The sequence below is a fragment of the Tsuneonella aeria genome, assembly GCF_009827495.1.
Taxonomy (GTDB): domain Bacteria; phylum Pseudomonadota; class Alphaproteobacteria; order Sphingomonadales; family Sphingomonadaceae; genus Tsuneonella; species Tsuneonella aeria.
In genome coordinates this window covers 1121954-1145350 of the sequence record NZ_WTZA01000001.1, presented here as the reverse complement: position 1 = coordinate 1145350, position 23397 = coordinate 1121954, and the positions used below count along the sequence as shown (strand labels likewise).

Annotated in this window: 28 protein-coding genes; 17 read left to right on the top strand and 11 right to left on the bottom strand. The window is 65.4% G+C overall.

Translation table 11 applies throughout. The features are described 5' to 3' along the window. Positions 1–10: 10 nt before the first annotated feature. The 9 genes from GRI40_RS05665 to pal all read left to right on the top strand — a co-directional run bounded on the left by GRI40_RS05665 (position 11) and on the right by pal (position 5521). A complete protein-coding gene (locus GRI40_RS05665) occupies positions 11–232 on the top strand; it encodes a PEP-CTERM sorting domain-containing protein (protein WP_237489002.1) in 222 nt (73 codons plus the stop codon). Positions 233–281: 49 nt separating this feature from the next. After that, complete coding sequence (locus GRI40_RS05660; protein WP_160610440.1) at positions 282–602, top strand: phosphoribosyl-ATP diphosphatase; 321 nt, start codon at positions 282–284, stop codon at positions 600–602. Continuing rightward, positions 603–977 (top strand): histidine triad nucleotide-binding protein, encoded by a 375-nt coding sequence (locus GRI40_RS05655; RefSeq protein ID WP_160610439.1) that lies wholly within the window; start codon positions 603–605, stop codon positions 975–977. A gap of 62 nt (positions 978–1039) precedes the next feature. Then, on the top strand, positions 1040–1516 hold the full coding sequence (locus GRI40_RS05650) for a YbgC/FadM family acyl-CoA thioesterase (RefSeq protein WP_160610438.1): 477 nt from the start codon (positions 1040–1042) through the stop codon (positions 1514–1516). Beyond that, positions 1513–2223, top strand: a complete 711-nt coding sequence (tolQ, locus tag GRI40_RS05645) for a protein TolQ (protein WP_160610437.1) — start codon at positions 1513–1515, stop codon at positions 2221–2223. The genes GRI40_RS05650 and tolQ overlap by 4 nt, the downstream gene beginning before the upstream one ends. A 48-nt stretch (positions 2224–2271) precedes the next feature. Next, complete coding sequence (locus tag GRI40_RS05640) at positions 2272–2706, top strand: ExbD/TolR family protein (protein WP_160610436.1); 435 nt, start codon at positions 2272–2274, stop codon at positions 2704–2706. Positions 2707–2719: 13 nt separating this feature from the next. Further along, positions 2720–3571, top strand: a complete 852-nt coding sequence (locus GRI40_RS05635) for an energy transducer TonB (RefSeq protein WP_160610435.1) — start codon at positions 2720–2722, stop codon at positions 3569–3571. Further along, positions 3568–4947 carry a Tol-Pal system beta propeller repeat protein TolB gene (tolB, locus tag GRI40_RS05630; protein WP_160610434.1) on the top strand — a complete coding sequence of 460 codons (1380 nt, stop codon included), beginning with the start codon at positions 3568–3570 and terminating at the stop codon, positions 4945–4947. The genes GRI40_RS05635 and tolB overlap by 4 nt, the downstream gene beginning before the upstream one ends. Before the next feature lie 58 nt (positions 4948–5005). Then, positions 5006–5521, top strand: coding sequence for a peptidoglycan-associated lipoprotein Pal (pal, locus tag GRI40_RS05625; RefSeq protein ID WP_160610433.1), 516 nt, complete (start codon positions 5006–5008; stop codon positions 5519–5521). Here the strand turns inward: pal and GRI40_RS05620 are convergent. Beyond that, positions 5518–5700: a hypothetical protein gene (locus GRI40_RS05620; protein ID WP_160610432.1), complete on the bottom strand. Its 183-nt coding sequence runs from the start codon at positions 5698–5700 to the stop codon at positions 5518–5520. The two genes, pal and GRI40_RS05620, sit on opposite strands and share 4 nt — an antisense overlap. 122 nt (positions 5701–5822) lie before the next feature. On the opposite strand from GRI40_RS05620, the gene GRI40_RS05615 reads away from it, so the two are divergent. Further along, a complete protein-coding gene (locus tag GRI40_RS05615) occupies positions 5823–6356 on the top strand; it encodes a J domain-containing protein (protein WP_160610431.1) in 534 nt (177 codons plus the stop codon). A gap of 1 nt (position 6357) precedes the next feature. On the opposite strand, the gene GRI40_RS05610 is transcribed toward GRI40_RS05615, so the two are convergent. The 4 genes from GRI40_RS05610 to pdeM all read right to left on the bottom strand — a co-directional run bounded on the left by GRI40_RS05610 (position 6358) and on the right by pdeM (position 9829). Beyond that, complete coding sequence (locus tag GRI40_RS05610) at positions 6358–7650, bottom strand: cystathionine gamma-synthase family protein (RefSeq protein ID WP_160610430.1); 1293 nt, start codon at positions 7648–7650, stop codon at positions 6358–6360. Between the two features lie 175 nt (positions 7651–7825). After that, positions 7826–8425, bottom strand: a complete 600-nt coding sequence (locus GRI40_RS05605) for a hypothetical protein (protein ID WP_160610429.1) — start codon at positions 8423–8425, stop codon at positions 7826–7828. Positions 8426–8485: 60 nt separating this feature from the next. After that, on the bottom strand, positions 8486–9007 hold the full coding sequence (infC, locus tag GRI40_RS05600; protein WP_160610428.1) for a translation initiation factor IF-3: 522 nt from the start codon (positions 9005–9007) through the stop codon (positions 8486–8488). A 99-nt stretch (positions 9008–9106) separates the two neighbouring features. Beyond that, on the bottom strand, positions 9107–9829 hold the full coding sequence (gene pdeM, locus GRI40_RS05595; RefSeq protein WP_160610427.1) for a ligase-associated DNA damage response endonuclease PdeM: 723 nt from the start codon (positions 9827–9829) through the stop codon (positions 9107–9109). A gap of 46 nt (positions 9830–9875) precedes the next feature. On the opposite strand from pdeM, the gene hemF reads away from it, so the two are divergent. Both hemF and GRI40_RS05585 read left to right on the top strand, forming a co-directional pair. Next, on the top strand, positions 9876–10733 hold the full coding sequence (hemF, locus tag GRI40_RS05590; RefSeq protein ID WP_160610426.1) for an oxygen-dependent coproporphyrinogen oxidase: 858 nt from the start codon (positions 9876–9878) through the stop codon (positions 10731–10733). Between the two features lie 116 nt (positions 10734–10849). Next, a complete protein-coding gene (locus GRI40_RS05585; protein ID WP_160610425.1) occupies positions 10850–12778 on the top strand; it encodes a M1 family metallopeptidase in 1929 nt (642 codons plus the stop codon). Here GRI40_RS05585 and GRI40_RS05580 read toward each other — a convergent pair. From GRI40_RS05580 to GRI40_RS05570, 3 genes are read right to left on the bottom strand one after another with little or no spacing between them, the layout of a single operon-like run. Beyond that, positions 12765–12887 carry a DUF2474 domain-containing protein gene (locus GRI40_RS05580; RefSeq protein WP_237489001.1) on the bottom strand — a complete coding sequence of 41 codons (123 nt, stop codon included), beginning with the start codon at positions 12885–12887 and terminating at the stop codon, positions 12765–12767. The two genes, GRI40_RS05585 and GRI40_RS05580, sit on opposite strands and share 14 nt — an antisense overlap. 2 nt (positions 12888–12889) lie before the next feature. Further along, on the bottom strand, positions 12890–13891 hold the full coding sequence (gene cydB / locus GRI40_RS05575; RefSeq protein WP_160610424.1) for a cytochrome d ubiquinol oxidase subunit II: 1002 nt from the start codon (positions 13889–13891) through the stop codon (positions 12890–12892). Beyond that, a complete protein-coding gene (locus GRI40_RS05570) occupies positions 13891–15354 on the bottom strand; it encodes a cytochrome ubiquinol oxidase subunit I (protein ID WP_160610423.1) in 1464 nt (487 codons plus the stop codon). The genes cydB and GRI40_RS05570 overlap by 1 nt, the downstream gene beginning before the upstream one ends. Positions 15355–15485: 131 nt before the next feature. Between GRI40_RS05570 and GRI40_RS05565 the strand changes: the two genes are divergently transcribed. Next, positions 15486–17576 carry a RelA/SpoT family protein gene (locus GRI40_RS05565; protein WP_160610422.1) on the top strand — a complete coding sequence of 697 codons (2091 nt, stop codon included), beginning with the start codon at positions 15486–15488 and terminating at the stop codon, positions 17574–17576. A gap of 16 nt (positions 17577–17592) precedes the next feature. Here the strand turns inward: GRI40_RS05565 and GRI40_RS05560 are convergent, their stop codons facing one another. Both GRI40_RS05560 and GRI40_RS05555 read right to left on the bottom strand, forming a co-directional pair. Continuing rightward, entirely contained in the window at positions 17593–17865 is a 273-nt protein-coding gene (locus GRI40_RS05560; protein ID WP_160610421.1) for an adenosylcobinamide-GDP ribazoletransferase, read from the bottom strand. 90 nt (positions 17866–17955) lie between these two features. Then, positions 17956–18906 carry a peptidylprolyl isomerase gene (locus GRI40_RS05555; protein ID WP_160610420.1) on the bottom strand — a complete coding sequence of 317 codons (951 nt, stop codon included), beginning with the start codon at positions 18904–18906 and terminating at the stop codon, positions 17956–17958. A 90-nt stretch (positions 18907–18996) separates the two neighbouring features. On the opposite strand from GRI40_RS05555, the gene GRI40_RS05550 reads away from it, so the two are divergent. From GRI40_RS05550 to bfr, 3 genes are all read left to right on the top strand, one after another. After that, on the top strand, positions 18997–20202 hold the full coding sequence (locus GRI40_RS05550) for a DUF418 domain-containing protein (protein ID WP_337190502.1): 1206 nt from the start codon (positions 18997–18999) through the stop codon (positions 20200–20202). A 50-nt stretch (positions 20203–20252) separates the two neighbouring features. Continuing rightward, positions 20253–20441, top strand: a complete 189-nt coding sequence (locus tag GRI40_RS05545; RefSeq protein ID WP_160610419.1) for a (2Fe-2S)-binding protein — start codon at positions 20253–20255, stop codon at positions 20439–20441. A 128-nt stretch (positions 20442–20569) separates the two neighbouring features. Then, positions 20570–21061, top strand: coding sequence for a bacterioferritin (gene bfr / locus GRI40_RS05540; protein WP_160610418.1), 492 nt, complete (start codon positions 20570–20572; stop codon positions 21059–21061). A 63-nt stretch (positions 21062–21124) separates the two neighbouring features. Here the strand turns inward: bfr and der are convergent, their stop codons facing one another. Next, positions 21125–22510 (bottom strand): ribosome biogenesis GTPase Der, encoded by a 1386-nt coding sequence (gene der, locus GRI40_RS05535; RefSeq protein ID WP_160610417.1) that lies wholly within the window; start codon positions 22508–22510, stop codon positions 21125–21127. Positions 22511–22634: 124 nt separating this feature from the next. On the opposite strand from der, the gene GRI40_RS05530 reads away from it, so the two are divergent. Further along, the gene (locus GRI40_RS05530; RefSeq protein ID WP_160610416.1) at positions 22635–23390 is read left to right on the top strand and encodes a CHAP domain-containing protein; all 756 of its coding nucleotides are present in this window, start codon (positions 22635–22637) and stop codon (positions 23388–23390) included. Positions 23391–23397: the final 7 nt, after the last annotated feature.

Sequence of the window (23397 nt, the reverse complement as noted above, 5' to 3'; positions counted from 1 at the left end):
ACTGGTACGCTTGCGTTCAAGCGTCTGGTTTTTCAACGGCTTCGGGCGCTTGGCACAGGCCATGCGCAGCGTGTTGATTCCCATTTTGCCGGCCTTGGCCCTGCTCCTAACGGCTGCACCCGCGCAGGCCGCGACCTGGGCCATTCCCGAACCGTCCAGCATGGTGTTGTTCGGTCTCGGCGTTCTTGGCGTCATCATCGGCCGGCACGGCGCGCGCCGCCCACGCGAGTGAGCGCACTCCCCGCTTGACCTCGAGCGTCCGCTGCCGGCATGCCGGCCATGTGACCGATACCCTCACCCTACTCGAACAGACGATTGCCGAGCGGATGGCTTCCGGAGACGTTCAGGCAAGCTATGTCGCGCAGTTGCACGCGCGGGGCCTGCCGGTCGTCGCCCGCAAGCTCGGGGAGGAGGCTGTCGAGACAATCGTGGCGGCATTGTCGGGCAGCGAGGCCGACCTGGTAGGCGAGGCGGCGGATGTCGTATTCCATCTGGCCGTCCTGCTCGCTGAGCGGAGCGTGCCGCTGTCCGCTGTCATGGCGGAACTCGACCGCCGCCACGGCACGTCGGGTATCACGGAAAAAGCAGCGAGGACCAGCTAGATGCCGATCGATCCGACGCAGCCCTACGATGACGACAATATCTTCGCGAAGGTGCTGCGCGGGGAATTGCCGGCGAACAGGGTTTATGAAGACGAATGGGCGCTCGCCTTCCATGACATAGCTCCCCAGGCGCCTGTGCACATCCTCGTCATCCCCAAGGGGCGCTACGTCAGCTGGGACGATTTCAGCGCCAGCGCGCCGGACGCCGAGATCGCGGGCTTCGCCCGGGCGGTGGGTCATGTCGCCCGCACCGCTGGGCTGGTGGAGGATGGCTACCGTATTCTGTACAATATCGGCTCGCACGGGGGACAGGAGATCGCGCATCTCCACGCGCACATATTCGCCGGGCGACCGCTCGGGCGGATGGTCGGCTGAACGCAACCGTCTGGCGGTCGGCGGTTGCCACGCGAGTCGGGTCAGGGCTAAGGCCCGCGGCGATGACTGCCCAGATCCCGAACACACTCCCGCTGCCCGGCGGCCTGATCGACGGATCGCGCCACCTCTTTGCAGTGCGCGCCTATTACGAAGACACGGACCTTTCGGGGATCGTCTATCACGCGAACTATCTCCGTTGGTTCGAGCGCGCACGCAGCGACCTGCTGCGGTTGCTGGACATCGATCAGCGCGCGGCAGTAGAGGCGGGCGACGGGGCATACGCCGTTGCCGATCTTCATATCACCTACGTGCGCCCGGCCCGGCTTGACGACACCGTCGTGATCGAGACGACTTGCACCGGACTCGGCGCGGCGAGCGTACGAATCCACCAGCACGCCACGCGCGATGGTGAGACGATCGCCCGCCAGGCCGTGCGTGTCGGCTTCATCGATCCGGCCGGTCGCGCGCGCCGCCAGCCCGCGCCGTGGCGCGCGGCATTCGCTCAGTTTGCCGCACAATCGGATCAAGGACCCGAATGACCGACCTTCCTCTCATCGTCTTGGCAACCGTTGCTGCGCCCACGCGGCTGGACCCCGTCGAACTGTTCATGGACGCCGACATCGTCGTTCAGGCGGTCATGCTGGGCCTGTTGCTCGCCAGCGTCTGGACCTGGATGATCATCGTCAGCTTCAGCCTGCGCATGGGCAAGGTGCGCCGCAAATGCAGAACGTATGAGGCAGAGTTCTGGGAAGCCGACGATGTGGAGGCGCTGCTGAAGGATCGAAGCAAGAAAGACATCGCCTCGGCCCGGGTCGCCGGCGCGGCTATGCAGGAGTGGCGCCGGTCCACCAAGGGCGGCAAGGTGCTCGACCGCGACGGTCTCCGCCAACGGCTTGCCGCGTCGATGGAAAGCCAGGTGGCGGCAGAGGCAGACGATCTTTCGAACCGCCTCAATTTCCTCGCAACCGTTGGTTCGGTGGCCCCCTTCGTGGGGTTGTTCGGCACCGTCTGGGGGATCATGAACAGCTTCTTCCAGATCGGGCAGCAGCAGAACTCCTCGCTTGCCGTGGTTGCACCGGGTATTTCGGAGGCATTGTTTGCCACCGCGATCGGGCTGTTCGCGGCCATTCCTGCGGTCATCGCGTACAACCGGTTCAGCCACGCCGTGAACGGGTTGGAGGCGCGCCTGCAGCGCTTCGCCGATCGTTTCCATGGCAGCCTCAGCCGCGAGATCGAGGGCTTCTGAAATGACTGTCCGCGATCCATTGGCGCCGTGCAAGCGGGGGGGCGCTTAATGGCGATGGGTCTCCACGCCAAGCGCCGCGGGCGCCGTGGGCGTGCTCCGATGGCGGATATCAACGTCACGCCGCTGGTGGACGTAATGCTGGTGCTCCTGATCATATTCATGGTCACCGCACCGCTGATGACGGCCGGCGTGCCGGTCGAACTGCCCGATAGCCGGGCGAATGCTCTCGACCAGACGCCCGAACAGGTGACAATCTCCATCGACCGAGCGGGCACGATCTTTATCGGAGAGGACCCCGTGCCCGAGGGGGCGCTACCCGAAGCCCTGGCCGGGTTGGCTGGAGGCGGCGAACCGCCCCAGGTGACGCTCCGCGCCGACCGCGCGCTCGATTACGGGCGCGTGATGGCCGTGATGGGCGAGCTCAATCGGGGCGGCTTCAATTCGATCTCGCTGGTCACTAACGGTTCAGTCGCAGCCCCATAGCGCGTCGATTACGATGGTTTTCGCCAATCTTCGCCGCGAGGAACGCTTCGGTCTGGGTATTGCGCTGGCGCTCCACGGCGCGCTGGCGGTGGCGTTGCTGGTGCAACCGTCGAAACGCAGCGTCATTCCGCCGACCCAGACGATGACGGTCAACCTGTCGACCGACGTGGGGCTTGAAGCGACCGCGCCCGATCCTGTGCTGGAAAGCAGCGCGGCGATAGCGCCGACCCTGGCGCCCGAACCGGCTCCACCACAAGAGTCGCAACCGGTTTCGGAACCGGTCGTCCAGCCGCGCCCGGAACCGCCGCGTCCGGTTGCCACGGCCGCGCCCCAGCCACGCCCCGTTCCGCGCGCGACCGCGCAGCCTCGTCCGCGTGCCGCCGCGACCGCAGCACCGAAGCCTCGGGCATCCGCAGCGCCCGCGCCACGTCCACGCGCCACTTCGGCACCTCGGCCCGCCGGCGGCAACCGCATCGGAAGCGACTTTCTCGCTGGCGCAGGCGAAAGCACCACCACGCGCGAAACGCGCGTTCCTGCCAGCCAGATCGGCGCGAGTGCGAAGGCGAGCCTGTTCCAGGCCATTGCGCGCGAACTGCGTCCCCGCTGGCAGCCCCCCAGCGGGCCGGAGGTCGAGGATCTCGTCACCAAGTTGCGGTTCCGCCTGAATCCTGATGGAAGCCTGGCGGGCCGGCCCGAGATCGTCCGCCAGACCGGCATTACCGACGTGAACCGGCCGCAGGCAGGGCGGCATGGGGAACAAGCTATCCGCGCTGTGCAGCTTGCCGCACCGTTCGACCTGCCGGAGGAATACTACGAGGCGTGGAAAGTCGTGACCGTCGATTTCGATTGGAAGCTGAGCCAATGACCAAGACACTTGCCGCCGTTCTGATGATCACCACCGCGCTGCCGGTCGCTGCGCAGGACCTGGGCCAGGCGCCTCCCGTGGCAACACCGGTGGAGACGACCGAGGAGGGTGGTCTGACCGGATCGGTCAGCTTCGAAGGCAACCTGGAGGATCTGGGCATTGTCATCCCGGCATTTGCGACGGATCGCGAAGCGCCGACGCCGGCCAATGCGAGCGGGACGACTGCACTGGGCATAGCACTTGCCGAAGTCGTGTTCAACGACCTGCGCAACAATGGCCTGTTCAAGCCCGTGGGCCCCTCTGCCCTGCCGCGCCCCGCTTATTCCGAGATCACAGCCCCCGGATGGCCGACCTGGTCGGGGCGCAGCGCCGAGATGCTGGTGCAAGGTTACGTCCGCGCCGGTGCTGACGGGCGGCTTACGGTCGGTTGCTACCTCTACGACGTTGCGCTGCAGAAGGAACTCGCGCGCTCGGGTTGGGTGGTGCAGCCGGTCGACTGGCGGCGGGCAGCGCACAAATGCGCCGACCTGGTCTACTCGCGCCTCTCGGGCGAAAGCCCCTTCTTCGACAGCCGGATTGCCTACATCGCCGAAACAGGGCCCAAGGATCGCCGGGTCAAGCGCCTCGCCATCATGGATTCCGATGGTGCGAACCACCGCTTCATCACCAACGGGCGCGCCACGGCGCTGACCCCGCGCTATTCTCCCGATTACCGCAAGCTCATGTACCTGAGCTACGTCGACGGTAATCCGCGCATCTATATCTATGACATCGGCACCGGGCAGCAAACGCTGGTAACCCAATCGGCCAACCCGACGTTCGCGCCGCGGTGGAGCCCGGACGGGCGATCCGTCCTCTATTCGATGGCGGTAAATGGTAACACCGACATCTACCGCGTCAGCGCGACCGGCGGGCCGAGCACGCGGCTTACCGACACGCCCGGCATCGACATCGGGGGATCCTATTCACCGGATGGTCGCCAGATCGTGTTCGAAAGCGACCGTTCCGGCAGCCAGCAATGCTACGTGATGAACGCGGACGGCACGGGCCAGCGTCGGATCAGCTTCTCCGGGGGCCGCTGCGCTACTCCGGAATGGAGCCCGCGCGGGGACCAGATCGCGTTCACTCGCATCGCCGGCGACTTCAATGTCGCAGTCATGACACCATCGGGCGGGGGCGTTCGGACCCTGACCAGCGGATGGCAGGACGAAGCGCCCACGTGGGCGCCAAACGGAAGGGTGATCCAGTTCTTCCGCACGGAGCGCGGCTCGGGCCGCACCGGCCTCTACCAGGTCGACCTCACGGGCAAGAACGAGCGACGCCTGGCCACTCCGGTGCAGGGTTCCGACCCCGCATGGGGACCAATCCTGCCATAAGAGCATTCAGTTCACAACGGGCCGCGCCGATAATCGGACTACAATCAAGGAGATTTTCATGAACCGCCAGATCGCCATCGCGACATTGCTTGCCAGCGCGGCAATCCTGGGTGCGTGCAAGAAGGAACCGCCCGCATCGCTTCCGCCGGAACCCAGCCCGGCCGTCACGGGCGGACCGTCCACTGGTGGGGATACGGGCGCGGCCGTGCTTGGCACGCAGGCGCATTTCGTGAACGCTGTGGCTGGGCAGAACGTGATCTACTTCGACACCGATCAGTACAACGTCGATTCGGCGGATGCCGCGGCGCTGCAATCCCAGGCGCAATATCTGGCCCAGTACCCCCAGATTTCGGTCACGATCGAAGGTCATGCGGACGAACGCGGAACGCGCGAATACAACCTGGCGCTGGGCGAACGCCGGGCCAACGCGGCCAAGAATTACCTTGTGAGCCTGGGTGTCGCGGCGAACCGCATCAGCACCGTCAGCTATGGCAAGGAGCGCCCGTCCGCCCTGGGATCCAACGAAGCCGCGTGGGCGCAGAACCGTCGCGCCGTATCGGTCGTAATCAACTAGCGGGGAAGGAGCAGCGGCAGCGCGGGCAGGTCCGCCGTCGGCAATCCGGCCGTCAGGGGCGCCAGGCTCGCGCTGCCGTCCGCGCGATCTGCGATCGTGGGCGCGGCAATGGCCAGCGCTGACAGCGCAAGGACCGATGCAGCTGCTGCGAGAATGACTTGAGGACTATTTCTGGACATGACGGGTTTCGATTAGCAACCTTATTATTGCATTGCAACAAAGCTGTTTCGCGCAGCCTCACGCGCCTTCCCTTTGGCGAACCGGGGCCTTACGTGCGATTAATGAAAGCAGGTTTTTCCAGATGGTAGGCGCGCGCCGTTCACAGGATTGGGGATTTCCCCGGTGGCGCGGCTACGGTGCATCGAGGGAGGCAACGACCGTGCGCCTGTGCGACCGGCATGGGTGCGAAGAACCTGGCAACTGTCCAGCGCCAAAAAGCCCGAACAATCCTGAGCGATGGTACTTTTGCCAGCGACACGCGGCCGAGTACAACAGCAAGTGGGACTATTTCGAGGGGCTCGACAAGGAAGAGGCGGCAGAACGGGCGCGCAACGAGCAGCGCGACAACGACGGCTATGCAAGCGCATCACACTATGGGTGGGGCGGCAGTGGGGATGGGAGCCGCAGTGCGGACGAGATGCGCGCTCTGGAACTGTTGCAGCTGGACAGTGACGCAGATTTCGCCGCCATCAAGAAGGCCTGGCGCGACATGGCCAAGAAAGTTCACCCTGACGTGAAACCCGGCGACGCCGCAGCTGCCGCCGAGTTTCAGAAATTGCAGCTCGCTTATGAAGTTCTCCGGCAGGCCGAAGAACGGCGCGAATGGAAGGGTTGACCTAGACCGCGTCCAGCGCCTGCGAGAAGTCGGCGATGAGATCGTCGGCATCTTCGATCCCGATGCTGATCCGTACCAGGTTGTCCGAAATGCCCAGCAACTCCTTGCGTGCATTGGGCACCGACAGGTGTGTCATCGACGCCGGGTGGCTCGCCAGCGTTTCCGTGCCGCCCAGGCTTACCGCCAGCTTGGCGATCGTCAGCGCGTCGAGGAACCGGAAGCATTCCGCCTCGCCGCCCTTGATGAATACCGAAAAGGTGCTGCCCGCGCCCGTGCAGTGGCGGCGATAGATATCCTGCTGACGGGGATCGTCGATCATGCCGAGGTAACCCAGGCCTTCCACCTTGGGGTGGTCCTTCAGGAACGCGCAGATCTTCTCCGCATTCTCGCCCGCCCGGCTCATGCGAAGCTCCACCGTCTCCAGGCTGCGGAGCAGCATCCAGGCGGTGTTGGGATCGGCTATCCCGCCCATCGTGTTGCGGAGCATCCGCACCGGCGTCATCCACTTTTTGGCGCCCGATACGCTGCCGGCCACCAAGTCGGAATGGCCACCGACGTACTTGGTCAAGGAATAGACGACGATGTCGGCCCCGTGATCCAGCGGACGCGACCAGAGCGGGCCGAGGAAGGTATTGTCGATAGCGATCGGGCATTCCGCGCCGAAGGCGGCATCGCGCGCATCGCGCACGGCCTCGACGTCGACGAGGGCATTCGTCGGATTCGCCGGGCTTTCGAGATAGATCATGGCAACCTTGCCGCCCTGCGTCTCCGCCTGCGCCTTGGCCTTGGCCATTACCGCGTCGAGTTCGGCGCGGTTCGCGCCGGCCGGGAAATCGACATAGGTGATGCCGAACCGGCTCAACGTCTTTGCCACGAAGCCTTCGCTTGCTGCGTAGAGCGGGCCGGAATGCACGATGACATCACCGGCGGAGCAGAGGGCGAGCATGAGGACGCAGATCGCGGTCATCCCGCTGGAAAAGCACAGCGCGTCCTCCGCACCGTCCCAGATCGAAAGGCGCGCTTCCAGGATTTCCTGGTTCGGACCGTTGAAACGCGAATAGACAAGGCCGTCCGCGCCGCCGGGCCGCTTGCCGGTGATCCCCTCGAAGTGATGTTTGCCCGCCGCCGCGCTTTCGAACGCGAACGTGCTGGTCAGGAACATCGGCGGCTTCAGGCTGCCTTCGGACAAGGCCGGATCGTAACCCGCACCCATCATCAACGTGCTGGGCTTCAGCGGTCGGCCAGCGATTTCGGTGATTGTGGCCTTGGGTTTGCGGGAGGGGGTATCGGACATGTGTGCGGTCCTTGAGTGCCGAAGCTCCCAGGGAGGCGGGAGCGGAAGGACGACAAGGGCCGGGGCGCTCGCACCCTAACCTCCGCAGGGGGCATCTCCACCGGCTCGCCGGACCCGGCGCGCTTACCGCCGCGTGCGGCCGTTTTCAACCGCGCCGAAACACGCGAGCGCCCTCTCAATGTGTCCAATCGAGCGTCAGGCGCTCGAAGTGCCAGCGTAACTGCGCCGCCGTGGCGCCCTCGACATCGTTCACGCGGCGCAGCACTGCCTCCCCCTCGTAGCGCACCGGACGGCCATCGTGGTCGGTCGCGGTTATCGTGACAGGGCTTTCGTAGTAAAGCGAGCCCGCGGCACCTTGCATTGTCCCCTCGGGCACGGCCACCGTGATCCGGTCGAGATCTGCGAACATGCGCAGCCATTCCTGCCTGGTCCACTTCGCCCGATCCTGTTCGCTCAGCAAGGTCCACGCCTGGCCGAACTCCTCGAGTTCAATGGCTCGCGCCCAGGATACGAGCAAATTGCGGGCGCCCGTCACGCCGCGTTCCGCTTCGAGGGTGAGAACGGGCGGGGCGAGATCGGGATATCGGTCGTCCGCCTGATCCGGCCTTGTGGACACATGAGGCGAGGGAGGTGAGGGGGGTGAGGATGGCGTCTCGGCAGAGGTAGCTGCGCGATCGCCGGTTTCTGCCGCATCGGGTGCGCGCGCCAAGTCCTGCCGGCAAGCGCCAAGCGCCGCGGCGCCCAGAAACAGCGCCGTCGCCGCGATACGTTTCATGGGACGTCTCCGGTTGCGGCCCAGTCGGCGTTGAAATCCACCGGGCCGCCACGCGGTTCCTTACTTGGGTGACAGCACCATCAACATCTGGCGCCCTTCGAGGCGCGGATAGGCTTCTACCTTGGCAACTTCGGCCGAGTCTTCCTGCACCCGCTTCAGCAGGTCCATGCCAAGCTCCTGGTGCGCCATTTCGCGACCGCGGAACCGCAGGGTCATCTTGACCTTGTCACCTTCGCCGATGAACTTGAACAGGCTGCGCATCTTCACATCGTAATCGTGATCGTCGATGTTGGGACGCATCTTGATCTCTTTGATGTCCTGCGTCTTCTGCGTCTTGCGCGCGGCGTTCGCCTTCTTCTGCGCCTCGTACCGGTGCTTGCCGACGTCGAGGAACTTGGCCACCGGCGGATCGGCGTTGGGCGAGATTTCGACCAGGTTGAGGCCAATTTCGTTGGCCTGTTCGATCGCTTCGCGCGTGTACATCACGCCCAGGTTTTCGCCATTTTCGTCAATGACGCGAACCTTGTCGGACTGGATCATGGTATCGTAGCGCGGGCCGCTCTTGACGGGCGGGGCCAGCATGCGCCGGGGGGGACGGGCTATAGTCGAGTCTCCTGAAATTTGCCGAGGTATCGGGGCCGCTACTTAGGGAGAAACTGCGCCCGACGGAAGGGGCGCCGTTCAGGCCGCCGCACGCCAGAGCGGGAATGTGGCGAGTTTGCCACCAGCGGGCACCATGGCGTCGATCGCCCGCGCCGGTTGGAGGGCGCCCAGAATCTCCGGATCGGCCGCGTCCATGCCGCCCGTCAGCGTGCCGAATGCGGGAAGGATCATGCGGCCGCAGCCCGCGCCATTGGCGCTTACGACTGCGCAAGGGCGGCGAATACGCCGTTCCCGCACCGTGAGGTGCAGCCGCGGGTGATAGTGGCCGGACAGTTCCGGCCGGGCTTCACCCCGTTTGGCCCGGTGGCGAAGCACGAGTCCCGCCAGCACAAGTTCGTCAACGATGGTTCCGCCGGCGCCCGTCTCCATCGCGTGGCCATCCTTGCCAATGTCGTGGTTGCCCGTGATCCACACCCAGTCCGTCGCGCGGGTCAGGGCGGCGAGCATACCTGCGGCGTGCGGTTCCAACCGATTGAGGCCCCGCGAATCGTGGAAGTTGTCACCCAGCGTATAGACCCGCCGCGCCCCGGTTTCGCGGATAGCAAGCGCCACCCGCTCCAGCGTCTCCCGGCTGTCGTAGGGCGGCAGCATCTGGCCATGGCCCGCGAAGAAGCTGGCTTTTTCGAGGTGCAGGTCCGCAACCAGCAGCGCCCCTTCGCGCGGCCAGTACAGCGCACGACCCTGCGCGATCGCGAACTCTTCGCCGCAGAACTCGAACGGAGCGAACGAAACGGGAACCATGGGCCGGCTCTTGCCCCAGCGGATGCGCCTTGGCAAGGGTCGCGGCATGACAGACTGGACCCCGCACACCGTCCGCGCCCGCGATTGGTTTGAAACCTTGCGAGACAGCATCTGCGCCGAGTTCGAGGCGATCGAGCGAGAGGCAGGCTCAGATGCCGCGTTCGAATACACCCCCTGGCGCCGCGAAGAGGAAGGTAACGACGATCCCGGCGGTGGGACCCGCGCGGTGATGAAGGGCCAGGTGTTCGAGAAAGTCGGCGTCAACGTTTCCACCGTTCACGGAAATTTCGCGCCCGGCTTTGCCGCGTCCATCAATGGGGCCAGCGACGATTCCCCCGGCTTCACGGCGACGGGCATCAGCCTGGTGGCGCACATGGCCAATCCGCACGTGCCCGCGGTGCATATGAACACCCGTTTCCTGACGACGAGCACGGCATGGTTCGGTGGGGGGGCAGACCTCAATCCGCCAATCCCGTACGAAGACGATACGGCGGAATTTCACGCGGCGTTCCGCGCCGCGTGCGCGGGCCACAATCCCACCTATTACGACCGTTTTTCCAAGTGGGCCGATGAATACTTCTTCATCCCCCATCGCGGCGTCCACCGCGGAGTAGGCGGGATCTTCTACGATCACCTGGAATGTACGGACGATTCCGCATGGGACCGCAATTTCGCGTTCACGCAGGATGTCGGCCGGGCGTTTCTGGACGTCTTTCCAAAGCTCGTCCGGCGCCGCATGGCCACCGCGTTCACACCGGCGGAAAAGCAGCAGCAACTGGAATGGCGCGGGCGGTACGCCGAGTTCAACCTGGTCTATGACCGGGGCACCCTGTTCGGCCTGAAGACAGGGGGCAACATCGATGCGATCCTGATGAGCCTGCCCCCGGAGGTGATATGGACGTGAGAGGCATCCCGCACCGCTGACGAAATGTAAGATTTTCCCGCCTGCGCGCCGAGCTTGCCGCACGGCGCCTGCTCGCCATGCGAAGTTGTAGAACGATATCGATCCAGAGGATTACCATGCGCCGCGCCATTTCCTGCCTTGCACTACTTCTCGCCACTGCTGCCTGCACGACCACTCGCGACGCGCCGCCTGCTTCGGCCGAGCGGATGGTTGCTCCCATCCTGACCACGCCCGATGCAGTTGACAGTTCTACCTTCGCGCGTCCGCAGGAAGCGCGCGTCACGCACGTGGACCTTGATCTCACGCTCGACTTCGCGCGCAAGGCGCTGGCGGGCAGCGCGGCGCTCGATATTCTTGCGCGGCCCGACGCCAGCCAGATCGTCCTCGATACCGATGGGCTGAAGATCGACCGGGTGACGGATGCCGCAGGCAACGCACTGCCGTTCACCGTCGGCCGTGCGGTCGAAGGCAAGGGCGCGCCGCTGACCGTGACCATCGGTAATACCCGGCGTATCATCGTGACATATACCGCCAATCCGCAGGCCGACGCGTTGCAATGGCTCAGCCCGCAACAGACCGCGGGCAAGCAGCACCCGTTCCTGTTCAGCCAGGGCCAGGCGATCCTCAATCGCAGCTGGATCCCCACGCAGGACAGCCCGGGGATTCGCCAGACATGGACCGCTCGCATCGTGGCGCCGCAGCCGCTCGACGTGGTCATGTCGGGCATCCGGCAGGGCGAGCCCGAAGTGCTCGCCGATGGCCGCCGCGCGTTCCGCTTCGCGATGGACAAGCCAGTCGCGCCCTACCTGATCGCGATCGCGGCGGGTGATATCGACTTTAATCCGATCGGTCCGCGTACGGGAGTCTGGGCGGAACCTGCCGTCCTGGCCCGCGCCGCGGCAGAGGTCGCCGATACCGAGAAGATGGTCGTCGAAGCGGAGAAGCTTTACGGCCCCTATCACTGGGGTCGCTACGACATGATCGTCCTGCCGCCGTCCTTCCCTTACGGGGGGATGGAAAACCCGGTGATGACCTTCCTGACGCCGACGTTCATTGCTGGCGACCGGAGCCTGACGGGGCTCGTCGCGCACGAACTTGCGCACTCGTGGTCCGGCAACCTGGTCACCAACGCCGTCTGGGGCGACAGCTGGCTGAATGAGGGTGTCACAAGCTACTTCGAGAACCGGATCATCGAGGAAATCTACGGTGAGAAGCGGGCGGAGCAGGAAGCCGCGCTGAGCTTCGCGGAGATCGAGAAGACCCTGGCCGAAGTGGGCAACAGCGCGCCTGGCACGGCGCTCCACCATCCCGATGGAACGGAAGGTGCGGGCAGCGCGATCGTCTATGACAAGGGTGCGGCGTTCCTGCGGACACTTGAGCACGCGGTTGGCCGCGAGCGTTTCGACGCTTGGCTGCGCCAGTGGTTCGACCGGCATGCATTTCAGCCGGCAACCTCGGCAATGATACTCGCCGACATGGAAACGCGGTTGGCGCGGAGCCCGGCTGAGGCGCAGTCGCTGCGCTTGCGCGAATGGATCTATTCACCAGGCCTGCCGGCGAACGTGCTGCGCCCGGACCCGGCGGCCTTCGACGCGGTCGATCAGGCGGCGGCGGATTATGCGAGCAAGCGCAGCGCTGTCACGTCGACCCCCGCAGGGATGCGAACAACCACGCCCGCCGCGTGGCGCAGCTGGAGCTCTGCGGAGCGCCAGCGCTTCCTCGCCAAGATACCGCGCGAGCTTTCGACGGCTGAGCTGCGCCTGCTCGACGAGCGGCTGGGCCTGTCCACGACCGGCAATAACGAAGAACTGTTCCTGTGGCTCCAACTCGCGCTGGAGAATCGCTATGAACCGGCGGTGCCGCTCGCGGAGCGTTTTCTAACCGAGGTTGGCCGGCGCAAGTTCGTCGCGCCGCTGTTCCAGACACTGATGGACGAAGGCGCCTGGGGCCAGCCGATCGCGCGCAGGATCTACACGAAGACGCGCCCGGGATACCACGCGGTTACGCGTGGCACCGTGGACGGTATCGTGCTCAAGAAGGGCTGATCCACCAGCGGATCACCATCGCCACCATGCCGAGGACTGCCACACTGGCCGCCCAGATCGCCGCCATCCACGCGAGCCTCCGCCACAGCGGAGCGGGTGGCGGCGGCAAGGTCAATGGTACCCCTCGTGTCCTACCTTCCCGCGGAAGACCCAGTATGCCCAAGCAGTGTATGCGAGGATGAGAGGCATTGTGATCGCCACGCCAACCAACATGAACGCCTGGCTGCGCTCGGGCGCCGCGGCATCCCAGATGGTCAGGCTGCTCGGCACGACATAAGGCCACATCGAAATGCCGAGGCCTGCCATGCCGAGCAGGAACAGCGCGAGGCTCAGCCAGAACGGCGCGGCCTCGTGCTTGCCCTTGCCGGTCAAGGTCCGGAACAGGTAGAACGCGACGATCACGGTCACCACCGGCACGTTGGCCGCGAACAGCACATTAGGCATGGCGAACCAACGGGCGAAGTACTGGCCTTCCAGGAACGGCGTGTAAAGGCTGACTGCCGCCAGAAGCACGAGCGTGGCGACCGCGGCCCGCACCGCCATCCGACGCGCGTGATCCTGCGCCGGGCCTTCCAGTTTCCATACCAGCCATGTGCTGCCGAGGAGCGCGTATCCCGCAAGCGTGCCAAGCCCGGTCAGCAGCGTGTATGGGGTAAGCCAGTCGAACCAGCTTCCGGCGTAACTGCGATCGACCACCTCGATGCCCTGCAAGAGCGCGCCCAGCGTCATCCCTTGCGCCAGCGCGGCGACGATCGATCCTCCGGCAAAGGCGATGTCCCAGAACGCGCGGTGGCCGGGATCGCGCCAACGGAACTCGAATGCAACGCCGCGGAACACCAGTCCAAGCAACATCGCGATGATCAGCGGATAAGTCGCCGGGAGTACAACCGCGTAAGCGAGCGGGAAGGCGGCAAACAGCCCCCCGCCACCCAGGACCAACCAGGTTTCATTGCCGTCCCACACGGGCGCGATGGCGTTCATCGCGCTGTCCCTCTCCACGCCCACCCGAAAGGAAGGGAACAGGACGCCGATGCCGAGATCGAACCCGTCCATGACAACATACATGAACACCGCGAACGCGATCAGAAACGCCCATACGACGGTCAGGTCCATCAGCCGTCCTCGCTTTGCCGCGGGCTCGTGCCAGGGACACCGTCAGGCAGCTCCTCGCGCCCAACGGGGTTCTGGGTCGGTCCGGGCGTGATGCCGGCGGTACGAATGGGCGCCTTCTCCAGGTCTTCGGGCCCTTGTTCGCCCGTGTGGACGCCGGCCGCCATCAGCTTGAGAATGTACCAAACGCCGGCCCCGAACACCGCAGTGTAGATCACCACGAATGCCGTCAACGACGCGGCAACCGCCGGTGCATCGAGCGGGCTGGCGCTCTCCGCCGTCCGCATCAGGCCATAGATCGTCCAGGGCTGGCGTCCGACTTCGGTCGTGATCCACCCTGCGATCACCGCCACGAAGCCCGATGGCGCCATGACCAGCGCCGCACGATGCAGCAGCGGCCAGTCGTAGAGCTTGCCCCGAATGCGTGCGAGCAGGCTCCACATGCCGATGCCCAGCATGGCGAGGCCGATGCCCACCATCACCCGGAACGACCAGAACACGATGCCGACCGGCGGCCGGTCCTCGCGCGCGATCGTGTCGAGGCCCGCCAGCGGCGCATCGGGATCGTGCTTCAGGATCAGGCTCGATGCCTTGGGAATCTCAAGGGCGTAATGCACGGCCTCCGCGTCGCTGTCGGGGATGCCGAACAGGATGAGCGGCGCGCCTTCCGGGTGGCTTTTGAAATGGCCCTCCATGGCCATGACCTTGGCGGGCTGGTGCTCGAGCGTGTTGAGACCGTGCATGTCGCCCACGACAATCTGGATCGGGGTCACGACGGCGGCCATGCCCATCGCCATCGAGAACATCGTTCGCGCGTGACGATTCGCGCTGTCGCGGAGCAGGTGCCACGCCCCCACCCCGCCGACGACGAACGCGGTTGTAAGGTACGCGGCAGTCACGGTGTGAACCAGGCGATAGGGAAAGCTGGGATTGAACACGATGTCCCACCAGCTTGGGCCCGGGAGGAACTGACCGTTGGCCGCGATCTCGAATCCCGTCGGAGTCTGCATCCAGCTGTTCACGCTGAGAATCCAGAACGCGCTGATGAACGTGCCGAGCGCGACCATGCAAGTTGCGGCGAAGTGCAGGCCTTTGCCCACTTTCGCCATGCCGAACAGCATGACGCCCAGGAACCCCGCCTCCAGGAAAAACGCGGTCAGCACTTCGTAGGCCATCAGCGGTCCGATCACCGGCCCTGCCCGGTCGCTGAACACTGCCCAGTTGGTGCCGAACTGGTAGGACATGACGATTCCGCTGACCACGCCCATCGCGAAAGCGACCGCGAAGATCTTCAGCCAGAACCGGAACAGGTCGAGATAGCGCTGGCGGCTTGTCTTCAGCCACAGGCCCTCCAGGACCATCAGGTAACTGGCCAGCCCGATGGAAAACGCGGGAAAGATGAAATGGAAGCTGATCGTAAACGCGAACTGGATCCGCGCCAGCAGCAGGGCATCGAGCTCGGGCATCGGATGCCACTCTTACGACCTGCCAGCGCGCGTGCAAAACGGGAAAGGTGCACAAGGCGTTGCATTACCTGCACCACGCGCCGCGCCTTTCCGCTTGCCCTGGCGAGCGCAATCCGCCCATTTAGCAGGCGATGTTGCGCCAGTACGAACTTGTCGAACGGGTCAAGGAATACGACCCCGATGCCGATGAGGCGCTGCTCAACCGCGCGTACGTCTACACTGTGCAGAAACACGGCACCCAGAAACGCGCCAGCGGCGACCCTTACTTCAGCCATCCGGTAGAGGTCGCCGGGCTGATGACCGACCTGAAGCTGGATCAGGAAACGATCGTTACGGCCCTGCTGCACGACACCGTGGAAGACACGCTGGCGACCATAGAGGACGTCGAGGACAAGTTCGGACCCGATGTCGCGCGGCTGGTCGACGGCGTGACCAAGCTTTCGAAGATCGAGGCGATGCCCGAGAACGAGCGCGCGGCCGAGAACCTGCGCAAGTTCCTGCTCGCCATGAGCGAGGATATCCGCGTGCTGCTGGTGAAGCTGGGCGACCGGCTGCACAACATGCGGACGCTGCACTTCATCAAGTCACCCGAAAAACGCCAGCGCATCAGCCGCGAGACGATGGATATCTATGCGCCTCTCGCGGAGCGGGTGGGCATGTACGAATACATGCGCGAGATGCAGATGCTCGCGTTCGAGCAGATCGAGCCGGAGGCTTATGCCACGATAACCGGGCGACTGGCGCAGATCCGCAGCGCCGACGGGGGCCAGGTCGATTCGATCGCTCTCGCGATCAAGCAGGCGTTGGCCGAAGCGGGGATGAAGGTCGAGGTCTCGGGCCGGGAGAAACACCCCTATTCGATCTGGCGCAAGATGGCCGAACGGCACGTCAGCTTCGAACAGGTGACGGATATCATGGCGTTTCGCGTGATCGCCGAATCCGAGGCCGACTGCTACCGCGCGCTGGGGGTGCTCCATACCACATGGCAATTCATTCCGGGCAAGTTCAAGGACTACATCTCCACGCCGAAATCCAACGGTTATCGCAGCTTGCACACCAGCCTGATCTACGAAAATTCCATGCGCGTGGAGGTCCAGATCCGCACACGCGACATGCACCGCACCAACGAATTCGGCCTCGCGGCCCACTGGGCCTACAAGCAAGGTGATCGGCCTGATGGGCAGGTCAGCTGGCTGCGCGATCTGATCGAGATCGTCGATGCCAGCCACGACGCCGAAGAGCTGCTCGAGAACACGCGCATGGCGATCTATCAGGATCGCATTTTCGCCTTCACACCCAAGGGTGCGCTGTTCCAGCTGCCCAAGGGCGCCACGCCGGTCGATTTCGCCTTCGCGGTCCACACGGATCTCGGCGCACAGACGGTGGGGGCGAAAATCAACGGGCGGCACATGCCCTTGCGCACCGCGCTCAACAACGGTGACGTGGTGGAGATCATCAAGGGCAAGCAGGCGCAGCCGCAGATGAGTTGGCTGGGTTTCGTCGCCACCGGCAAGGCGCGGGCGGCGATCCGCCGCAGCGTGCGCCTGAAGGAGCGGGACGAGGTCGCCGCGCTGGGCCGCAAGCTGTTCGAAGAGATTGCGGCGCGTGTCCCCGCCAAGATCGGCAAGAAAGCGATCCGTGAGGCTGTCCGTCGGCTTGAGCTGGAGGACGAGGACGACCTGATGTACGCGGTGGGCGCCAACAAGCTCGGCGACCGCGCGGTCATGGAAGCCCTGATGCCGGGCAGCACCGCCGAGCTGGAAGAGGCTGCGGAATGGCCGCGGCAGGAAAAGGCGATCTCGATCCGCGGCCTGACGGCGGGCGTCGGCTTTCACCTCGCCCAGTGCTGTCACCCGGTGCCGGGCGACCGCATCGTCGGCCTACGCAAGGAAGGGGAGCCGGTGGAAGTCCACGCCATCGACTGCCTGGAGCTCGCGAGCGGCATCGACGCGCACTGGATCGACCTCAGCTGGGGACGCCATAGCCACGGCGCTGTCGGGCGGCTACGCGTAACGCTGTACGATCGACCCGGAACACTGGCCGAAATGGCCGGTCTTTTCGCCAAGAACCTGGCGAACGTGGTCGTCCTGGAACAGACCCACACGGATCATCCCTTCAGCACCTATGACGTGGAACTGGACGTCAAGGACCTTGCCCACCTGACCCGAATCCTCAGCGCCCTGCGCGCCAGCGACGCGGTGGCCCAGGCGGAACGGCTCTAGCTGAGGGTGTAGATACTCAGCGTTCGTCCCGGTCGCGGCGGCGGGTCGCATCGGTCACATTGTCGTCGTGGCCGCTTTTGTCGCTGAAGAACGCGAGCGCGAACAGCCCGCTGCCGAGCAGAACCGAGACGAAGACGCCGAGCACGGTGGCGATGACCGCATGGAGGTGCCAGGCGCCGACGATCTTGAGATAGACGAGCGCAGCGATCACCATCAGCACGCCCACGATGGCGATCCAGCGCATCATGCGGCGGAATTCGCGGGCGGCGTCGTCTCTATGTCTGGGCATGTCTCGCACCTTGCGGCGGCAGGCGAAGGTGCCCGCCCGCTTCATTCCGGCTCTGTAGCGCTTTCCTTCCGATGACAAGAGCGAGGCGCTTCAGGGTGCGCGCCTCACCGGCACCGGGATGTTGCAGACATCGGCGCCGCCAGCGGGCGCGATAAAGAACGGATCGCGCCGGTTCGCACGCGCGTCGGCATAGCGGGCGAACGTGATGACCTCCGTCGAAAGGTATTCGAAGCGGGGGCGATCGGCCGCCGGCAATTCGCTGGCGAGACGCATCGAGACGATAGGTGTGCGCTCCGCCGGTGTCGCGTAGAAACCCAGCGCTTCGGTACCGCGGGGCAGTGTGGATAGATGCTCCATCCCTTCGATCACGCGGCCGACGACGGCAATGTTACGGTCGAGATGGCGCGGGGCATGGCCAATGACGGCATAGAGTTCTGCACCCGTACCGGCATCCGGCGACATGCCTCGGCCCACGCCGACTGTGCCGTAGCAGTGTACCGGCCATTCGCGGACGCCGTCCGTCGCGATCGGCCAGCCGCTGCGGAATGTTGCGCCCGGTGCGTAGGCATCGCACAGCCAGGTCGCAGGAACATGGCTGCGATCCCCGCATGGATCGATGAGCATCGCCACTGCATCTAGCTGACGTACATAGCCCTGCTCGGTCGTTGCATGCATTCCTTTAGGAAGTGCCTTTGCTTTCCCGGCGTCCTCCGCGTCAGGATCCCCCCATTGGACGACGTAGTTGTCCTGGCTGCGCACGATCGCGAGCCCATCCCACCAGCCCGCCTTCGCGAGAGTGCGGACGTTCGCCGTCCACGGCTGGCTGTACGGGGGCGCGATCAGCTGGATGAAGACACGCCGCGGCCCGCGGGCGTCAGGGGCGAGGTCCATGACCAGAAGATCGTCGGGCAGGATCGTGACCCACTCATCAGCAGCAGCGCCGGCGACGAGTTCCCCAGGGGAAGGCGGCGGTGGCGAGGAGTCCCGGGCGATGGCCGGCAGCGCCATCAGCGCCGCGGCGAGAATGAATGCGGTTTTCATGGACCGGTTGTGCCACGTGCGTCCGGCAACGCAAGCGGATGCGATGCCTGCACCGTTGAGTGGGCGCCCGGCTCGCTCTAACGCTGCCCGGTGACCGATCCGCACATGCCACAGCTGCCCGCGGACAGACGGCTGGCTAGCCTCGACCTGACACGCGGGGTCGCGGTCATGGGCATCCTTGCTGCAAACATCGTCGCCTTCGGGCAACCCTTCATCGCCTACACTTGGCCGGGCGGGTTCGCGACGCCGCCGGGCACCGCAGATCCGTGGCTGTGGGCCGCGCAGTTCGTCGTGATCGACGGGAAGATGCGCGGGCTCTTCTCACTGCTCTTCGGCGCTGGAATGGCCCTGTTCGCGGAACGCGCTGCGGCGCGCGGGCAAGGCGACCTCCTCCAGCTCCGCCGGCTGGCGTGGCTGTTCGCGTTCGGACTTCTCCACTTCTACTTCCTCTGGCGCGGGGACATACTGGCGTCCTACGCCGTGTGCGGCCTCCTGGTGTTGCCGATGCTACGGTGGTCGCCCGTCACGCAGATCGGCGCGGCGATGACCGGATATCTCTTCGGCGCGGTAAGCAGCGCGCTGGTCTTCGGAGGGTGGTGGGCCTCCGGGACCGACCGGGCCGGTCCGGCGAGCGAGCATCTGGACGCCCAGCGCGAAACCGCGATCGCGCATGGGGGCGGCTATGTCGAATACGTTACCCATGCGTTCGCCGCGCACCGATGGGACTGGCTGGACGGCATTTCCCAATCGTTCACCGAAACTGTGCCACTGATGCTTTTGGGTGCCGCGCTCTACCGCCTGGGACTGTTCGACGGACGGATCGACCGCTGCGCGCAGGCGCGGTGGGCGTTGGCCGCGGTCGTCATCGGGTCGGTCCTGACCGTTCTGATCGCAGCCTGGGCCATGCGGGACGGGCTGAGCTACACGGGCACCCTGCTGGCGCAGTACGGTTTGCAGCCTGTCGCGCGGCTGCCGGTCATTGTCGGCTTTGCTGCCTTGCTCGCGCCGTGGCGCCCGAAGAGTGGCGCCTGGTTTGCGCCGAGAGTCGCGGCGGCCGGCCGCATGGCGTTTTCGAATTACATCTTCACGAGCGTGGTCATGCTGCTGGTGTTTCAGGCGTTGGGTCTGTTCGGCAGGCTAGACCGGATGGCGCTCTACGGAATCGTCATGGTGACTTGTGTGGCCATGCTTGGCTGGTCACAGCCCTGGCTCGCCCGCTTCCGCTACGGCCCGCTCGAATGGCTCTGGCGCTCGCTGACATATGGCAAGCGGATGCCCATGCGAAAACAAGCTTGATTGTGAGAACCATTCGCATTAGCACTGCAGGACCAGTCGGGAGTTTGTCCTTGTACGTCTGCATCTGCAATGCGATCCGCGAATGCGATCTCCGGCGCCAGGCCCTGCGGTGCGGCGGGGATGCCGAGGCTGTCTATGCTTCGATGGGTAAGCGCCCGAACTGCGGCCAATGCCTCGAAGACGCGCAAGACATCATGGATGAGGAGCGCGAACTGGCCTCGGTCCCCATCGCTGCCTGACCTTGCGAGGCACTCGCAAATGGCGGAATTCCGCCATTCTCGCCCTCAAATAACTTGCTGACGGCGTCGCCGGGGGCCATGGTGCGTGGGCGCCGCGGCACCGGCATTGATCCAGCAGGAGACCAGTCATGAAGGGTGATCCGACCGTCATTGAGTACCTCAACAAGGCGCTCACCAACGAACTGACGGCCATCAACCAGTACTGGCTGCACTACCGCGTGCTCCACCACTGGGGCGTTCGCCGCCTTGCCGAGTACGAGCGTCACGAATCGATCGACGAGATGAAGCACGCCGACGTACTGGCGGAGCGTGTGCTGTTCCTCGACGGGCTGCCCAACTTCCAGGCGATCAACCGGCTGAAGGTGGGCGAGACGGTCGAGGAAGTGCTCAAGGCCGACCTTGCGCTGGAGATGGAGGCGATCCCGCTGCTGAAGGACGCGATCCAGCATTGCGAAACGGTGCGTGACTACGTCAGCCGCGAAATCTTCGAACGCATCCTCGAAAGCGAGGAGGAGCACGTCGATTTCCTCGAAACCCAGTTCGAGATGATCGAGCGCATGGGGCTGGCAAACTACGTGCAGCTTCAGAGCGAACCGGCCGGTGGGGGCGGGGAGGGCTGACGTGCTCCGCGGTTCGTGCGCCACGGCCAGACCGCCTGGCCGGAGGGAAGAAACGGGAGGTGACTACGCCTTGCTGAACGGGTTCTTGGGGCTCTTGAGCACGACGCGTACGGGCACGGCCTCGAAACCCAGTTCCTTGCGGATGCTGTTCACGAGATAACGTTCGTAGCTTCGCGGTAGCATATCGAGTCGCGTGCCGAATACCACGAAGCGCGGCGGACGCGTGCCTGCCTGGGTGATATAGCGCAGCTTGATCCGCTTGCCCTTCGGGGCGGGCGGCGGGTTGGCTTCCAGCGCATCGTCGAACCAGCGGTTGAGCGCTGCGGTGGGCACGCGCCTGGACCATGCCTCGCGGATCTCGAAGGCGGCTTTCAGCATCGTGTCGAGGCCCTTGCCGGTCCGCGCGCTGACAGCGAACACCGGCAGGCCTTTCACCTGCGAAAGCCCGTCCTCGAGCGCCGCCTTGATGCCGTTGAACAGGCTGCTGGCGTTTTCCGCGATGTCCCACTTGTTGATGGCGACCATCAGCGCGCGACCTTCCTCGATCACATGGGCTGCGATCTTGAGGTCCTGGTGCTCCAGCCCCCGGGTCGCGTCCAGCAGGAGGACGACCACTTCGGCGAAATCGACTGCGCGCTTGGCATCGGCGACCGACAGCTTTTCCAGCTTGTCGACCACGGCCGCGCGCTTGCGCATGCCGGCCGTGTCGATCAGGCGGACGTCGCGCAGGTTCCCGTCCGGATCGGTCCACTGCCAGTCGACCGCAATCGAATCGCGGGTGATCCCGGCTTCCGGCCCGGTGAGCAGGCGGTCTTCACCCAGGAGGCGATTGATCAACGTGGACTTGCCAGCGTTCGGGCGACCGACGATGGCGAGCTTCAGCGGGCCCAGCGCTGCGCCCTCTTCCTCCGCAGCTTCGCCAGCCCGTTCGGCTGCCTCGCGCTCGGCCTCCGCCGCGCCGATCAGCGGCCAGAGCCCGTCGAACAGGTCCGCCACGCCCTCGCCGTGCTCGGCCGAAAGGGCGACCGGCTCGCCCATGCCGAGGGAGAACGCCTCGAACACGCCGGCGTCCCCCGCGCGGCCTTCCGCCTTGTTGGCGACGAGCAGGACCGGCACGGGCTGTGTCCGCAGCCAGCGCGCGATCTCTTCATCGAGCGGCGTTACGCCGGCGCGGGCGTCGATCACGAACAGGGCGGCGTCGGCGCCTTCCAGGCTGACCTCGGTCTGCTGGCGCATCCGGCCGGGCAGGGTTTCGGGATCGTCGTCCTCCCACCCGGCGGTGTCGACGACCGTGAATTCAAGTCCGGCGATCGTGGCATCGCCCATACGCCTGTCGCGCGTTACGCCGGGCTGGTCGTCGACCAGGGCCAGCTTCTTGCCCACCAGCCGATTGAACAGCGTGGACTTGCCGACGTTGGGGCGGCCGATGATGATGACGGTGGGTTTCATGGGTTCGTTTTCTGAACCGGGCAGGTGGCGCTTTGCGGCCGCCTTGGCAAGCGATGATGCCGGCGCGGGGGTGCGCGGAAGCGTGCAAAGAGAATTTTAACTTCGATCGATAATCATTCTCTTCATGAAGTGTATCGCGTCTATCATCGCACTCATGTGCGCGCTGGCTGTTTCAGGGCCCGCCGCCGCAAGCGCGAGCGAGGCGTTCGAGGCGCCGGCCGGGCAGGTCGAGCTCGCTCCCTACCTGCAATGCGTGCCGTATGCGCGGGAGCGTTCAGGGGTCCAGATCTTCGGGGATGCGCACACCTGGTGGGACCAGGCCGAAGGGCGCTATCGCCGCGGAAGCACGCCGCGGCCCGGCGCGGTGATGGCGTTCCGTTCCACGGGCAGCATGGTGCTGGGTCACGTGGCGGCGGTCGCGAGCGTGGTGGACAGCCGCACGGTCCTGCTCGATCACGCCAACTGGTCGCCGATCAACGGACGGCGCGGGCAAGTCGAACGCGGGGTCAAGGCCGTCGACGTCTCGCCGGCGAACGACTGGAGCCAGGTGCGGGTCTGGTACGCTCCGATCGGAGCGCTGGGGATCACGGCGTTCCCGGTGGCGGGCTTCATTTACCCGGAGCCGGCTGGCGGCGGGCCGTTCGGGGGGCGGCGCGTGCTGGCGCGCGCGGACCATGCGCCGGCAACCGACCAGCCGCCGATCTCGCCCGCGCCGTCCCGGCGCTTCGCCAGTGCCTTCGCGAGTCTGGGCGAACCCCGCGCCGCGATGCCGGCCCTCGCGCACGGCATGACGGCCGGTCCGCGGCCGCGCCGTACAGTCGCTGAGCCTGCCCGGCCGCGCGATCCGATCACGGCCGCGATCGCGCGCTACGGCAGCTAGGCCGAGC